12 protein-coding genes and 1 tRNA gene are annotated in these 14,452 nt (G+C 71.3%); 10 read left to right on the top strand and 3 right to left on the bottom strand.

The genetic code is table 11. The features are described 5' to 3' along the window. Nucleotides 1-20: 20 nt before the first annotated feature. Both LDL49_RS18500 and LDL49_RS18495 read right to left on the bottom strand, forming a co-directional pair. A complete protein-coding gene (locus LDL49_RS18500) occupies nucleotides 21-770 on the bottom strand; it encodes an SDR family oxidoreductase (protein ID WP_225292329.1) in 750 nt (249 codons plus the stop codon). 38 nt (nucleotides 771-808) lie between these two features. Next, the gene (locus LDL49_RS18495; RefSeq protein WP_225292328.1) at nucleotides 809-1,849 is read right to left on the bottom strand and encodes a phosphotransferase family protein; all 1,041 of its coding nucleotides are present in this window, start codon (nucleotides 1,847-1,849) and stop codon (nucleotides 809-811) included. A 153-nt stretch (nucleotides 1,850-2,002) separates the two neighbouring features. Here LDL49_RS18495 and LDL49_RS18490 point away from each other — a divergent pair, with 153 nt between their 5' ends. Continuing rightward, nucleotides 2,003-3,085, top strand: a complete 1,083-nt coding sequence (locus tag LDL49_RS18490) for a GNAT family N-acetyltransferase (protein ID WP_225292327.1) — start codon at nucleotides 2,003-2,005, stop codon at nucleotides 3,083-3,085. Beyond that, nucleotides 3,082-4,188 carry a DegT/DnrJ/EryC1/StrS family aminotransferase gene (locus tag LDL49_RS18485; protein ID WP_225292326.1) on the top strand — a complete coding sequence of 369 codons (1,107 nt, stop codon included), beginning with the start codon at nucleotides 3,082-3,084 and terminating at the stop codon, nucleotides 4,186-4,188. Before LDL49_RS18490 ends, LDL49_RS18485 begins: the two co-directional genes overlap by 4 nt. An 84-nt stretch (nucleotides 4,189-4,272) precedes the next feature. Here LDL49_RS18485 and pdxR read toward each other — a convergent pair whose 3' ends face one another. Beyond that, entirely contained in the window at nucleotides 4,273-5,658 is a 1,386-nt protein-coding gene (pdxR, locus tag LDL49_RS18480; RefSeq protein ID WP_225292325.1) for a MocR-like pyridoxine biosynthesis transcription factor PdxR, read from the bottom strand. 71 nt (nucleotides 5,659-5,729) lie between these two features. On the opposite strand from pdxR, the gene LDL49_RS18475 reads away from it, so the two are divergent. From LDL49_RS18475 to LDL49_RS18440, 8 genes are all read left to right on the top strand, one after another. Beyond that, nucleotides 5,730-6,368 carry a pyridoxamine 5'-phosphate oxidase family protein gene (locus LDL49_RS18475; RefSeq protein WP_225292324.1) on the top strand — a complete coding sequence of 213 codons (639 nt, stop codon included), beginning with the start codon at nucleotides 5,730-5,732 and terminating at the stop codon, nucleotides 6,366-6,368. An 86-nt stretch (nucleotides 6,369-6,454) separates the two neighbouring features. Further along, nucleotides 6,455-8,854 (top strand): serine/threonine-protein kinase, encoded by a 2,400-nt coding sequence (locus LDL49_RS18470; protein ID WP_225292323.1) that lies wholly within the window; start codon nucleotides 6,455-6,457, stop codon nucleotides 8,852-8,854. Nucleotides 8,855-8,967: 113 nt separating this feature from the next. Continuing rightward, a complete protein-coding gene (locus tag LDL49_RS18465; protein ID WP_225292322.1) occupies nucleotides 8,968-10,593 on the top strand; it encodes a serine/threonine-protein kinase in 1,626 nt (541 codons plus the stop codon). Nucleotides 10,594-10,616: 23 nt separating this feature from the next. Then, nucleotides 10,617-11,972, top strand: coding sequence for a protein kinase family protein (locus LDL49_RS18460; RefSeq protein ID WP_225292321.1), 1,356 nt, complete (start codon nucleotides 10,617-10,619; stop codon nucleotides 11,970-11,972). 78 nt (nucleotides 11,973-12,050) lie between these two features. Further along, complete coding sequence (locus LDL49_RS18455) at nucleotides 12,051-13,178, top strand: DUF2510 domain-containing protein (RefSeq protein ID WP_225292320.1); 1,128 nt, start codon at nucleotides 12,051-12,053, stop codon at nucleotides 13,176-13,178. 70 nt (nucleotides 13,179-13,248) lie between these two features. Then, nucleotides 13,249-13,842 (top strand): oligoribonuclease, encoded by a 594-nt coding sequence (gene orn, locus LDL49_RS18450; RefSeq protein WP_225292319.1) that lies wholly within the window; start codon nucleotides 13,249-13,251, stop codon nucleotides 13,840-13,842. A 66-nt stretch (nucleotides 13,843-13,908) separates the two neighbouring features. Continuing rightward, nucleotides 13,909-13,984: transfer RNA gene (locus LDL49_RS18445), tRNA-His, on the top strand. A 156-nt stretch (nucleotides 13,985-14,140) separates the two neighbouring features. Then, nucleotides 14,141-14,371: a helix-turn-helix domain-containing protein gene (locus LDL49_RS18440; RefSeq protein WP_225292318.1), complete on the top strand. Its 231-nt coding sequence runs from the start codon at nucleotides 14,141-14,143 to the stop codon at nucleotides 14,369-14,371. Nucleotides 14,372-14,452: the final 81 nt, after the last annotated feature.

The following is a 14,452-nucleotide window of genomic DNA, read 5'->3' as shown; positions in this document are numbered from 1 at the left end:
TGCAAGGGACTTGCGGTCGATCAAGGCGCTGGCGGGCGCTGCCCTCCAGCCGGTCCGGGAACTCCCGCATAACGGTACGGCACTGGCTGCCTCCCCGGTTGCACGATGAGGAGCGTGCCCGGTTCGTCGGCGTAGAAGGCGCTCTCGACGGCCGCGGCGACATCGGCGGCGCTCAGCAGCGGGAACCCCGCGTTGACGAACATCTCGCGCGCTCCCGCCACCAGCGGCGTGTCCGTGAAACCCGGGCAGACCGCGCCGATCCGGATCCGCTCCTTGGCCAGCGGCGCGGCCAGCGCCCTGACGAGCCCCACCACGGCGTGCTTGGTCATCGTGTAGACGGGGTCGCCGGCGAAGCCGACGAGCCCGGCCAGCGACGAGGTGACCACGATCGCGCCGCCGCCCGAGCGCTTGAGCAACGGCAGGCAGGCGGCGACGCCGAAGACCACGCCGTCCACGTTCACCCCGATGACCTCGCGATACCGCTCGACGTCGAACGCCGCGAGATCCACCCCGCCCGAGATCCCCGCGTTGAGGTGCACCAGGTCGAGCCGGCCGTAGGTCTCCTCGGCGAGCGCGACGGCCTGCCGCGAGGCCTCCTCGGTGGCCACGTCACCGGCCACCCAGACGCCGCCGACCTCCTTCGCCACGCGCTCGGCCCCTTCGGCGTCGAGGTCGAGCAGGACGCACTTGGCCCCACCCGCCGACAGCCGCCGTGCCACCGCGGCGCCGATGCCGCTCGCCGCTCCGGTGATCAGTGCCACAGTGCTCATGTGGGCTCCTCAGGGGCTCATGCTCGGGCGGTTCAGGCTCAGGAGTTCACGGGCTGGTCCAGCATGCGGTGCGCACGGGCGATGAGCGTGGGTACGGCGGAGCCGATGTTCTCGAAGCCCTCACCCACGGTCTTACCCTGCCGGAAACGGGCGTGGATGCCCTCCACTATGACCGCGAGCTTGAAGTTCCCGAACGCCACGTAGAACGGAAGGTCCGAGATGTCGCGGCCGGAGACCTTCGTGTAGTGGGCGGCGAACTCGGCGGCGTTGAGGAACCCGGGGGCGACCGTCACATCTCCGGCCACCGGGATCCCCGCCCGCTCCTCGTCACCCGAGTCCTGCCAGTAGGTGAGCGTGAGCCCCAGGTCGGCCAGCGGGTCGCCGAGGGTGGACATCTCCCAGTCGACCACCGCCAGGATCTCGGGCGGACCGGGCGCCAGCCGTACGAGCGTGTTGTCGAGGCGGTAGTCACCGTGCACGAGGGTGCTGGCCGAGCGGGCCGGCATGCACGCGCGCAGCCGCGTGACCAGGCGGTCGTACTCCGGCAGGTCGGCCGTCTTCGAGCGGTCCCACTGCTGGCACCACCGGCCGAGCTGCCTGGCCAGGTAGCCGTCCGGGCGGCCGAAGTCGCCGAGCCCGACCTCCTGGTAGTCGACGGCGTGGATGGCGGCCAGCACCTCGGCGAGCCGCTCCGCCAGCCGCCGCGTCTCGGCGGGCGCGGGCTCGCCGAGCTGCTCGCGGGTCCTGGCGGCCAGGCCGTCCACGTACCCCATCAGGTAGAACGGCGCTCCGATGACCTCCTCGTCGGCGCAGAACGCGACCGGCTCCGGCACCGGGACCGGCGTCCCGGCGAGCGCGGAGATGACCCGCCACTCGCGCCGCATGTCGTGCGCGGTGGGCAGCACGTGACCGAGGGGCGGCCGGCGCAGCACCACCCGGCGTTCGCGGGTCTCGATGAGGTACGTGAGGTTCGACCTGCCGCCGGAGATCAGGGCGACGGACAGGGGCTCGCCCGCGTCCGGCACGTTCGCGCCCATCCAGCCGAACAGCCGGGGCCGGTCAATCCCAGGTACGGTCATGCACACACATTAGAACGTCACTCTGTCCTGAACGCTAGCTGAGAGTTGTGTAACGTTCCGGAGCTGCGGAGACGACCATCATGCAAGACCACTTACCCTGGAAACACACAGCTACCTCCAAACTAACTGAAGGTATGCCGAACGTAGGAGCCCATGCGCGTCACACTTGCTCACCCTCGCGAGCTGGGTGCACCTGAGCTGAGCCGATGGCGGGCTCTCCAGGAGGGACACGCGGCCTTCGACAACCCGTTCCTGTCTCCCGAGTTCACGATCACGGTCGGTGAGCTGCGAGACATGGTGCGCGTCGCCGTGCTCTACGACGGGCCCGACATCGTGGGGTTCTTCCCGTTCGAGCGCCATCCGATGGGCATCGGCAAGCCGGTGGCGGCCGGGCTCACCGACGCGCAGGGCTTGGTCCATGCCAAGGACCTGGAGATCGACCCGCGCCGGTTGATCAAACAGTGCGGGCTGTCGGTATACGAGTTCGACCACCTGGTCGCGGGCCAGCCGCTGATCGCCGGGCGGCACGAGCGCCACCCGTCGCCGATCATCGACCTGCGTGAGGGACACGGCCCCTACACCGAGTTCCTGCGCCTGCACTCCAGCAAGACGTACAAGACGACCCTGGCCAAGTCGCGCAAGCTCCAGCGCGACGTCGGGCCGATCCGCCACGACTACGCGACCACCGACCCGGCGCCGCTGCACACGCTGCTCGGCTGGAAGACCGACCAATACCGGCGGACGGGGCGCACCGACCGGTTCGCGCAGCAGTGGATCGTCGAGCTGGTCGAGCGGCTGCTGGCCACGCAGACCGAGGGCTTCGCCGGGGTGCTCGACATGATCTATGTGAACGACCTGCCGATGGCCGGGCATTTCGGGCTCCGCACGCGCACCACGCTCGCGGGCTGGTTCCCGGCCTACGACACCCACTACGCCAAATACTCCCCCGGCCTCATCCACCACCTGGCGATGGCCGAGCAGGCCGCCGGTTCCGGCATCCAGGTGATCGACATGGGCCGGGGCGAGAAGGAGTACAAGGAGAAGCTCAAGAACGGCGAGTTCCAGGTGGCCGAAGGCCGGGTCGCCACGGTCGGCGCCGCCTCGGCCGTCCACTGGCTGCTGCGGGTGCCCGCGCGCAAGACCCGGGCCACCGTGCTGGCCAACCCGCTGCTGCACAGGACGGCCGACCGGGCGCTGAAGACGTTCGGGCGACTGCGCACGGCCCTGCAGTCGTGAGAGGGATCGCCGAGCGCACCGGGCGCCACTGCCTGCTGCTCCCCTCGAACCGCCTCGGGCTCTACCTCGCGCTGCGTCACTGGTGCACGCCGGGCCAGCGGCTGCTCATGTCGCCGATCTCCGCCGACGAGATCCTCTTCCTGGTGCTGGCGGCGGGCCTGCGCCCGGTGATCGCGCCGCTGTCGCGCCGTGACGGCAACATCGACGCCACCCGCGTCAACCTCGGCCAGGTGGACGCCGTCCTGACCACCAACCTGTACGGCCTGCCGGACGACGTGTCCGCCTTCACGGGAAAAATCCTGATCGAGGATGTCGCCCACGCCATGGAGACCAACGTCGCCGGCCGCCCCCTGGGCACGTTCGGCCAGGCCGGGGTCTTCAGCCTGTCCAAGCACCCGGGCGCGGGCTCGGGCGGGGTCCTCGCGGTGGAGAGCCTGGCGGACCTGCGTGCGCTAGAACGGGCCCGCGACGCGCTGCTGGAGCCGGGCGCCTTCCGCGCCGAGCTGCTGGCCGTGGCCGGCTCGATGGCCCGCCAGGCCGCTCTGCGGCTCGACCTGGTCCGGCCCGCGCTCCGGCTCTCCCGCATGCTGGGCATGGAGGAGCCGCGCGAGGGCTACCGCATCCCGCTGCGGCCCGGCGAGCTCGCGGCGGCCATGAAGCAGGTGCCGTCGCTGCCGCCGTTCGATCCGTGGGTCCGTGCCGACCTGCACGACTACCGCGCCCGGAGAGGGGCGCTCGCCCGCTGGTACCAGTCGAGGCGGCTGGCCAAGGTGCCCGGGGAGCGGGCCCGCCGGTTGGCGGGGGTGCGCTCGCTGGCCGAGCTGCCGTCGGTGGCGGCGGGGGTACGGGATCATGCCGGCCAGCCGTTGTTCCGGGTGCCGCTGCTGGTGCGCGACCGGGACGCGGCGATCGCCGCGCTGGAGCGGCGCGGCGTGGTGACGGGCTACCTCTACGACCCGCCGTACGACGACTACGCGCCCGCCTTCACCGGCCCCTCCCCCGATCCGGCCCCGGCCCGCTGGTGGGCCCGCCACGCCCTGCCTGTAGACCCGGTCTACGCCGCGCGCTCCCTGCCGATCCTGCGCGAGCTCGAGCCCGCCTGAGACGGCTCTACGCCGATGGCCGGGCGCGCGCGCCGGTGGCTGCCGCTACGTGCCGGTGGCCGAGCTACGTGCCGGTGGCTGCCGCTATGCGCCGGTGGCTGAGCGGATCAGCTCGGCCACCGTCCGGCAGCCGCGCCTGACCTCGGCCAGCGTGGCCGAGCCGTACCCGATCACCAGGCCGTGCAGGCGCTCGGCACCGTAGTGGTGGCGGGCCGTGGAGTCGAGCAGCACCCCTTGCCTCCGCGCGGCGGCGACCAGCCCGGGGACCGTTTCGAGCGGCAGCTCCGCCAGCACGTGCAGGCCGGCCGTGTCGCCGCGCAGGCGGCACACCGGGCCCAGGATCTCGACGATCGCGCCGCGCCTGCGGGCGTACTCCAGGCGCATCCTGCGCAGGTGGCGGTCGAGGTCGCCGCGCTCCAGGAGGGTCGCGACGGCCTGCTGGACCGGGCCGCTGGTGCGGTCGGACATCGAGACGCGGATGGCGGCGATCCGGTCGAGCAGCTCGGGCGACCCCACCAGCCAGCCGACGCCGATGTCGGGGGAGAGCGTCTTCGAGAGCGTGCCGAGCAGGACGACGCGCGACGGGTCGAGGCCGTAGAGGGCCGGGAGGGGCGCGACGTCGTAACGGAACTCGGCGTCGTAGTCGTCCTCCACGATGATCGCGCCGGTGCTCCTGGCCCAGGCGAGCAGCCGTTCCCTGCGCGGGATCGGCAGGCGCCCGCCGAGCGGGTACTGGTGGGCGGGTGTGGTGTAGAGGACGCGGAGGTCGTCGGGGAGTGACTCGACGATCACGCCCTCCTCGTCGACGGGGCACGGCACGACCTTCGCGCCCCTGGCCCCGAACACCGTGCGCGCCACGTGATAGCCGGGATCCTCGACGCCCGCCCGGCCGCCCTCGCGCAGCAGCGCGAGCGCGCACAGGTCGAGGCCGTTGCCGGTGCCCCTGGTGACCAGGACGTTCTCGGGGCCGACCGTCACGGCCCTGGCCCGCCGCAGGTGGTCGGCGAGCAGTTCGCGCAGGTACGGCAGGCCGTACGGGTCCGGGTGGTCGCCAGGAGGCAGGTCGGCGGCCCGGCGCCAGGCCCGCTTCCAGGCCGCGTGGTCGTAGTGGCGCACCCAGGGAGTGCCGGGGGTCAGGTCGATCGTCCGTTCGGCCGGCGGGCGCGGCGGTGGCTCGGGCGCGGCCGGGGGCTCGACGGCCAGATGTGACGTCTCCAGCGCGGCCACGAACGTGCCGGAGCCGTGCCGCCCCTCCAGCCACCCCTCCGCGTACAGCTGCTGGTACGCCTCCGTGACCACGGTCCTGCTCACGCCGAGCTGCTCCGCGAGCCCGCGCGAGGACGGCAGGCGCTCCCCCGGCGGGAGCGTCCCGGCCAGCATGGCCTGGCGCAGCCAGCCGGTGAGCTGTGCCGAGAGCGGGACACCCGACTCCCTGGACAGGGATACGGGCAGGTCGACGAGGGTGCGCACGAAAGTGGTCTCCGGGAAGCGGTCATTAGTGGCCCTACAAGCTATGTCCACTTTCTCATTACCGTGGTCCCATGCTCTCCACCACTCCCCGCACCACGCTCGGCCGCTCGAAGGAGCGTGGCAGCAGCGACAGGAACGACCTGTACGAGGTGCTCGACGCCGGGCTGATCTGCCACCTGGGTGTGGTGGTCGACGGCCACCCCATGGTGGTGCCCACCGGATACGGGCGCCTGGGCGAGACCCTCTACCTGCACGGCTCCACCGGGGCTCGGTCGCTGCGCGCGAGCGAGGGCACGGACGTGTGCGTCACCGTCACCCACCTCGACGGCATCGTGCTGGCCCGGTCGATCTTCCACCACTCGGTCAACTACCGCTCCGCGATCATCTACGGCCGCGCCCGGCTGCTGACGGACCCGGAAGAGCGGCTGGCCGGGCTCCGCGCGGTCTCCGAGCAGCTCGCGCCGGGCCAGTGGGACTACGTCCGGCAGCCGACGCCCAAGGAGCTGGCCGCGACGGCGGTGCTGGCCCTGTCGCTCGAAGAGGCGTCGGTGAAGATGCGGCGCGGCGGGCCCCTGGACGAGGAGGAGGACTATGAGCTGCCCGTCTGGGCCGGGGTTCTGCCGCTCGTGACGTCCTGGGGCGAGCCCCAGCCGGATTCGGCACTCCCAGAAGGTATGGACGTACCTGTTCACATCGGCGGCCGGAGGTAGTTCCATAAATCAGGAACCACCTGGCAAACTTCTCTCCTTGATCACACGTCTCATCAGGTGGGCCCGACTCCTGATGGGGGATGGCGATGGAGTGGAACGCTCCTGGTTATACGGAGATCAAGCAGCTCGGGGCGGGCGGCAGCGGCCGAGTCGTGCTCGCGGTGCACGATGAGACCGGCGTCAAGGTCGCGATCAAATACCTCTCGCAGCGGTTACTCGGCGATCCGGTGGCCCTGGCCCGGTTCCAGTCGGAGGCGCGGCTGCTGACCACGCTGCGCGACCAGCACATCGCCACGCTGTGGGAGTACATCCAGGACGGCTACGGCGCGGCCATCGTGATGGAGCTGGTCAACGGCGTGTCCCTGCGGGCGCTGCTGCGCGAGCACGGGACGACGGGGCCGGAGGCGGCTCTGGCCGTGCTCAAGGGCTCGCTGCTCGGCCTAGGCCGGGCCCACTCGCACGGGCTGGTGCACAAGGACTACAAGCCCGAGAACGTGATCGTCCGCGACGACGGGGCCAGCAAGCTGGTCGACTTCGGCATCGCCGTCCAGCAGGGGACCGCCTCGCGCCCCGAGGGCACGCCTCCGTACATGGCGCCCGAGCTGTGGGAGAACATGCCCGCCTCGCCCGCCACCGACGTGTACGCGGCGACGGCGGTGTTCTTCGAGTGCCTGACCGGGCACCGGCCCTACCGGTCGACCGAGCCGAGCGTGCTCGGCTACCAGCACATGCACGCGCCGATCCCGATCCACGACGCGCCCGAGCCGGTGCGCGAGCTGATCACCCGCGGAATGGCCAAGGACCCGGCCGCGCGGCCCGTCAGCGCCGCCGCGTTCGTCATCGAGCTGGAGGCGGCGGCGCGGGCCGCGTACGGCGAGGACTGGGAGGAGCGCGGCAGGCGGCGGCTGGCCGGGCTGGTGGCCCTGCTCGCCCTGCTCCTGCCCGTGCCCCAGACGCCTCCTGCCGAGGTCACGACCTCGCTGGCGCAGACCGTCTTCCGTACGACGCTCCGTACGGCCAAGCACAACGCGGCCCGGCTGGCCATGGGCGTTGGAGTGGCCGCGGTCGCGACCATCGCCGTGATCGTCGTGCTGTCGAGCCGCGACCGGGCCGTGGAAGTGGCCCTGGCGAGGCCCTCGCAGTCGCAGGGCCCGGCCGAGGAGGGTTCCCCGCCGGCCACACCGGTCACGTTGAGCCAGCCGCCCGAGGAGTCCCCGGTCGGCCTGCCCCGCGACGAGCCGACCGCGCTGGCCGTGCCGTCCCCCAGCCCCAAGCCGCACACCGCCGAGCCCGTGGCGGCCACCACGCCACCGACCACCAAGCCCACGCCCAAGGTCACTGTCACCAAGCCCGGTAAGCCCACACCGACCAAGACGCCCAAGCCGCCCAAGACCATCACGCCGACGCCTGTCGTCACCGTGACCACGCCGACGGTGACCCCGACCCCGACGCCGGCCCCGGTGACCTCGGTCGCGGGGCTCACGCTCGGCGGGCTGACGTTCAACGACGACAACGTGGCCGGTTCCTCGCTGTCCATCCGCACCACCGGCATGGGACCGGTCACGGCGACCGCCGCCTGGACCGTGGGGGGCGTCGGCGTCCGCAGCCAGACCCTGCGGCTGAGCGGCGACCGGTCCTATGACCGCGCGCTCAGCTACACCGCGGACGAGCGCCCGTGCGGCAAGACCGTCACGCTGACCGTTACCACCTTCCCCGCCGCTCCCGGCGGGGCGCGGACGGCCACGGTGAACGTACCGCCCTGTCCCACACGGGTGACGGGCCTGCGGGTCTCGCTCGACCTGGCCGCCTCGCCCGGCCGTACGGCTCAGGCCCGGGTCAGGGTGAGCACCAGCGGCACCGCCGAGGTACCCGTCGAGGCCGCGTTCGCGCTGAACGGCGACCAGGTCGCCACCCGCTCGGCCACCCTGTCCGGCCGGACGGCCTACTCGCGGACGTTCACCTACGCCTTCAGGTCCCGTCCGTGCGACACCACCGTCTCCGTCGTGGTCCGCGCCGGCGACCGGACGGCCACCGCCCGGACCAGGGTGACCTGCCCGGCGAGCGTGCGGAAGGTGTCGATCGTGCGGGCCTCGCTCAGCCCGCACGGCCCGGCCACCGCGGTCGTCGCCGTGACCACCGACAACGACCAGCCCGTACGGCTCAACGTCGCCTTCTCCCTCGGCGGCCGGATCGCGCACACCGAGACCCTGACCCTGTCGGGCGACACCTCCTACACCAGGACCGTGAGCTACACCTTCGACAAGGTGCCGTGCGGCACGTCCTGGCTCGTGACGGCCGCCACCCGGCCCGCGGCGGACAGCGGCGGCGACAGCTCGGGCGGCACGACCGCGGCCTGCCAGGAGGACCCGCCCACGGACGACGACCCGCCCAAGGACGACCCGCCGAAGGACGATCCCACGAAGGACGGACCGAAGACCCCGGCCCCCGACGCTCCTTCGGACGACGATTCGGGAACCATCGGTTGACCTCCGGATTCATACTGTGTCCGGACATTAACTGTGGGAAAGCGGTCGCCTCTGGTTAAGCTACGGTCCGTCTGATGAGGGTGGGGGCCCAGAGGACCGCAGAGGGAGACCGCATGTACGACGACCATGGTCAGTGGGGGGTCCCGGGCTACACCGAGATTCGCCAACTCGGCGCGGGATCCGCCGGGCGGGTCGTGCTGGCCCGGCGGGACCATGACGGCGTGGAGGTGGCCGTCAAGTACCTGTCCGACGAGCTGCGGTCCGACGTCGGTTTCGTGGCCCGGTTCCGGCACGAGGCCCGGCTGCTGGGCACCATGCGCAGCCCGCACAACGCCCGCCTGATCGACTATGTCGAGAGCGGCGCGGGCGCGGCCATCGTCATGGAGCTCGTCAACGGGGTCTCGTTACGCGAGCTGCTCAGGTCGGAGGGTCCCACGGGCCCGGAGGCCGCGCTGCTGGTGCTCAAGGGCTCGTTACAGGGCCTGGCCGCGGCCCACGCGATCGGCGTCGTGCACCGCGACTTCAAGCCCGAGAACGTCATGGTCCAGGGCGACGGCTCCAGCAAGCTCGTCGACTTCGGCATCGCGGTCCGGACCGGCGAGGAGGCGAGCGCCGCCGGCACCCCGCCGTACATGGCGCCCGAGCAGTGGTCAGGCGCCTCCGCCGCGCCGGCCACCGACGTGTACGCCGCCACCATCGTCTTCTTCGAGTGCCTGACCGGCACCCGCCCCTTCCGCTCGCCCAACCTCGCGGCGCTGGCCCGCCAGCACCAGAGCTCGCCACCGCCCATCGAGGAGGTGCCCGGCCCGCTGCGGAACCTGGTCGAGCGCGGCCTGGCCAAGAACGCCCTCGACCGCCCGCCGTCCGCCGAGGCGTTCCTGACGGAGCTGGAAGCGGTCGCGGCCAGGGCGTACGGGTCCGACTGGGAGGAGCGCGGCAGGCGCCGCCTGGCCCGGTTGTCCGGCCTGCTGCTCATGCTGTTCCCCAGCCCGCCCGAGGTGCCGGCCGAGGCGCAGACCTCGCTCGCCGAGACCCGGTTCACCGAGCCGCGCGGCCTGCTGAGCAGGCTCTCCACGAAGATCCTGGTCGGCACCGCCTGCACGGGCCTGCTGATCGGCGTGGCGGTCGTCCTGGTGAAGACGATGTCCGGCGAGCCCGCCCTGCAGGCGCAGACCACGCAGGTGACGCCCACCACGACGGCGCCAGAGCCGTCCGCCGCGGCCGAGGAGGAGGAACCTTCCGAGGAGCCCACGCCGACGGTGAAGGAGACGACGCCGGAGCCGACGACCCCGGCCAGCACCGCGCCACCGCCCGTCACCACCGCCACCCCGAAGCCGAAGCCGACGCCCACGCCCACGCCCACGCCCACGCCGACACGCAAGCCCACCAGGACCGTGAAGCCCCGGCCGTCGAAGACCACCATCAAGACCCCGCCCCCGGTCGAGTCGGCCGAGCCCGAGATCACCGGCACGGTCGACGACCCGCCGTCGGGGGCCACGACCGCCGCCACGAAGCCGCCCACGACCGCGCCGCCGACCGTCCGCCCGACGCGTACCCTCAGCAGCCCGGCCCCCTCCTCCGACCCGCCGAGCAGCCCCGGCAGCGGGGAAGGGTCCACGCGGACTCCGTCGCCGCAGGACGGTGCCCTCCTGGGGCTCCTGCTGGTGACGTCCGGCTCACTTCCCGTCACACTTGCCGTTGAGCGCCGCATGGCGGGACGACATCGGAGGAAGCGCTAGAAAGGCGTCGGGGGGCTACGGCGATGGACAACCCGAGAAACGGTATCGCCGGCTTCCGGCTCACCGAGCACACGTGGATCACCGAACTGGGCAACTGGATCGACGCGATCTCGCCCGACGGACGCCGGGCCGGGGCCCTGCTGTTCGACCCGAAGATCATCGGGCTGCCCGGGGTGCGCGAGCGCGTCGTGGCGACGGTTCTGACCGACCAGCGGCTGGTCCTGGGCGGCCTGGCCGGGCTGATCCCCGTCGCCGACGTCGTCGCGGCGGGCGAGCAGGTCTGGCTGCTCACCGCGCAGGCCGTGAGCCCGACGCTGTCGGACCTGCTGGCCTCGGGGGCGATCGACGCGAGCGGCGCGGCGTCCGTACTGGCGGAGACCGCCCAGACCCTCCTCGCGCTGCACGCGGCCGGGGTCACCCACGGTTCGGTGCACCCCGGCTCGGTGGTCATCACCGCCGACGGCGCTGCGCTGCTGTCGGAACGCGGCTTATCCGACGCCATCCGCGGCCAGGTCTCCCCACCGGAGCGGGACGTGGCGGGGTGGGCGTCCCTGGCGCGCGCGCTGGCCGCCTCGGTCACGCGGAGCGCCCCGCGCGCGGCGGCCTTGTTCGAGCGGGCCGCGGTCACCACGACGACGCACGGCCTGGGCGCCGCCAGGTCCGTCGTGCTCTCCGAGCCCGCAGCGCTGCCCGGCGGGGCGATCAGGCACGATCGGCTGGCCCAGGCGGCCCGCGGCAGGTCGGCGTTCGCGCATCCTCCCGTGGAGGCGCAGCCGCCGCTCGACGAGGGCGACATCGTCACGCTGCTCGCCGTCCCCAGCCCCCACCAGGCGCCGGTGCACTTCGGGCCCGGTGTCAGCTCAGGGGTGAGTACGGAGTCGCCGCAGGCCGGCACCACGGCCGAACGGATCTGGCGCGAGGGGCGGGAGCGGCTCGGAACGGTCCAGCGCGGCGGCAAGCCGGGCAAGGCGGCACGGGCGAGGCGGCGCCGGACCATCCTCGCGGCGGTGCTGTTCGCGGTCATCATGGGCGGTGCGATCCTGGCCTGGCTCAAGCTGAGCGGCGCGCCGGAGCTGGCGATCAAGTCGATCGACGTCGTCGCCCCGAAGAAGACGCAGGGCTGCGACAGTGCCGTCGTCGTCACCGGAAAGATCATCACCAATGGTGAGGCGGGCGAGATCAGCTACGAGTGGCGCAAGAACCTGGACAAGGAGGTCGTCAAGCAGACGCTCCGGACGACCGCCGGCCAGACCTCTTACACCGTGCCGCTCCGGTGGACGCTCAAGGGCAAGAGCACCGTCAAGGCCACGGCCACTCTGCGGGTGCTGTCTCCCGGCCCGCTCAGGACGGACAAGGCGAGCTTCACGTACAAGTGCTGATGCCGCGGGCTGATCCGAGTGCTGGTTGATGCCGAGCCAGCAATGCATATCAAAGCTGTTGTTACTACGCTGACGAACATGACCACGCAGACCCCCGCGGGCTGGTACCCCGACCCGTACGGATCGCCCCAACTCCGTTGGTGGGACGGCGGCCAGTGGACGGACGCCACCCACCCGCTGGAGCAGGGGGCGTCACCGCAGCAGCAACCGCCGTCCGGACCGCAGCCGCAGTCGGGCCCCGCCTGGTCCGCCACGCCGGCGAACCCGACGCGGCAGTTCGGGCAGCCGACATATGGACAGTCCGCGTACGGGCAACCGACGCAGGACCAGCCCGCGTACGGCCAGCCTTCTTACAGCCAGCCCTCGCAGGGCTCTTATGGGCAGCCCGGTCAGGGATCGGGCCCCTACGGGCAGGGCCAGTGGGGTGACACGCCGCTGCCCGGCCCCGGCTACGGTCCGCCGCCGAAGGAGAGCAATCCGCTGCCGTGGGTGTTCGGCGGACTGGCGGCGCTGGTGGTGGTCGGCCTGATCGTGGTGGCCGGGATCTTCTTCGTCAACCGCAACACCGACGGCACCCTCGCCTCGTCGCCGACGCCCAGCGAGACGGAGCAGCTGCCGCAGCAGCAGGAGACCACCGAGCCGCCACCGACCGTCACAGAGCTGCCACAGCCCCAGGACGGCCGCATCACCGACCCGCAGGCGAACCTGTCGTACCAGGTGCCCGAAGGCTGGAAGGTGCCGGCCGCCGGTTCCCTGAACGGCACCGACCCGTCCCAGCAGAGCTGGTCGAGTGGCGTGGGGGCGACCTCGCAGGAGAAGTACAACGGCAAGGACGACTGGAGCGGCAACGTCTACACGGGGCTGCTCAACAAGAAATACCCCTACACGGGGACGGCCGGGCTGGGTGACGTGGCCAAGACGGTGTTCGTGGACTTCGCCCAGTACTACCCGGTCACCCACACCAACAAGATCATTCAGGACAAAGCACTCAAAATCGGCGACAAGTCCGCCTGGGTGCTCCAGTTCCAGCTCGACTTCTCGAAGGAGTCGAAGGCCAAAGGTTACAAGTGGAACAAGGAAAACGGCGCGATCGTGGTGATGGATCGCGGCGCGGGCCAGAGCCCAGCCCTCGTATACGTGTCAGTTCCGGACAATTTGGGCACCGACGTGGTCGAGAAGGTTCTCAGCTCGCTCAAGCCCGCGTAACCGGTGGCACTAGGCTGGTGGGGTATTCAGGCGGGCGGATGGCTCCGAGCCGCTTGGGCGAGGAGATCGAATGAGTGACTTGCTGGTCTGGATCGACTGCGAGATGACCGGGCTCGACCTGGGTCGCGATGCGCTCGTCGAGGTGGCGTGCATCATCACCGACAGCGAGCTCAACCAGCTGGACGAAGGCGTCGACGTGGTCATCAAGCCGCCGCCCGAGTCGCTGGAGCAGATGTCGCAGGTGGTCCGCGAGATGCACACCGCCTCGGGGCTGCTGCCCGCGATGGCGGGCGGGGTGACGCTGGCGGAGGCGGAGTCGCTCGTGCTCGACTACATCCGCCGCCACATCCCCGAGCCGAAGAAGGCGCCGCTCTGCGGCAACTCCATCGGCACCGACCGCACGTTCATCGCGCGCGACATGCCCGTGGTCGACGGCTATTTGCACTACCGGATGATCGACGTGTCGTCGATCAAGGAGCTGGCCCGCCGCTGGTACCCCCGGGTCTACTTCGCGGCCCCGGAGAAGCAGGGCGGGCACCGCGCATTGGCCGACATCACGGAGAGCATCAGGGAGCTGCGCTACTACCGGGCGGCCATCTTCGTCGGACAGCCCGGCCCCGATTCGGCCACCGCCAGAGCGGTCGCCGAGCGTGTCAGCGGCTAATCGAGTGGCGTAAAGACTCCCGAAGACCGCTACACTTTTCCTGTGCCGCCACGTCGGCGGCCGATGGTGGGTGTAGCTCAGCTGGTAGAGCGCCAGGTTGTGGTCCTGGATGTCGAGGGTTCAAGTCCCTTCACTCACCCCATGCACGCGGCCGGTCCTTCGGGACCGGCCGTTGTCGTTTTTCTACGGCAACGTCCCCAAAACATGACATTGCGAGTTATGCTCGCTGTCTACCGCTTACGCCGGATGCGCGGGGGCCTCGGCGATCTGACCGTCTGCGCGCGCCCCCGGAGGCCGGATGAGAGTCGAAGACGCAGCGTTCGATAGCGTGTTCACGTCCCTGAGCAAGCGCGAAACCGAGGTCATGGACCTGATCGCCACTGGACAGTCGAATGGGCAGATCGCGCAGCGGCTGTTTCTCAGCGAGAAAACGGTCAAGAACCATGTCAACCGCATCTACGCCAAACTCGGCGTGGACTCGCGCGTCACCGCGATCGGCCTCTGGCGATCTCGTCCCAACCTGCCCTGATCCGGCGATCCCGCATGGCAAGCGGCTTCGTGCGAGAAGCCGTCTCCCGTGGCGGGTCTCCGCGCGTGTCGGATCCCCCTC

It is taken from the genome of Nonomuraea aurantiaca, assembly GCF_020215705.1.
GTDB classification, from domain to species: Bacteria; Actinomycetota; Actinomycetes; order Streptosporangiales; family Streptosporangiaceae; genus Nonomuraea; species Nonomuraea aurantiaca.
The sequence above is the reverse complement of the archived record's forward strand: the minus strand, read 5'-3'. Positions and strand labels throughout refer to the sequence as shown.

Bases quoted from the DNA above. Each gene is read 5' to 3' on its own strand.
- LDL49_RS18455 (WP_225292320.1), top strand. From the start codon at position 12,051: ATGACCACGCAGACCCCCGCGGGCTGGTACCCCGACCCGTACGGATCG.
- LDL49_RS18500 (WP_225292329.1), bottom strand. From the start codon at position 770: ATGAGCACTGTGGCACTGATCACCGGAGCGGCGAGCGGCATCGGCGCC.
- LDL49_RS18495 (WP_225292328.1), bottom strand. From the start codon at position 1,849: ATGACCGTACCTGGGATTGACCGGCCCCGGCTGTTCGGCTGGATGGGC.
- orn (WP_225292319.1), top strand. From the start codon at position 13,249: ATGAGTGACTTGCTGGTCTGGATCGACTGCGAGATGACCGGGCTCGAC.
- LDL49_RS18465 (WP_225292322.1), top strand. From the start codon at position 8,968: ATGTACGACGACCATGGTCAGTGGGGGGTCCCGGGCTACACCGAGATT.
- LDL49_RS18490 (WP_225292327.1), top strand. From the start codon at position 2,003: ATGCGCGTCACACTTGCTCACCCTCGCGAGCTGGGTGCACCTGAGCTG.
- LDL49_RS18475 (WP_225292324.1), top strand. From the start codon at position 5,730: ATGCTCTCCACCACTCCCCGCACCACGCTCGGCCGCTCGAAGGAGCGT.
- LDL49_RS18440 (WP_225292318.1), top strand. From the start codon at position 14,141: ATGAGAGTCGAAGACGCAGCGTTCGATAGCGTGTTCACGTCCCTGAGC.
- LDL49_RS18460 (WP_225292321.1), top strand. From the start codon at position 10,617: ATGGACAACCCGAGAAACGGTATCGCCGGCTTCCGGCTCACCGAGCAC.
- LDL49_RS18470 (WP_225292323.1), top strand. From the start codon at position 6,455: ATGGAGTGGAACGCTCCTGGTTATACGGAGATCAAGCAGCTCGGGGCG.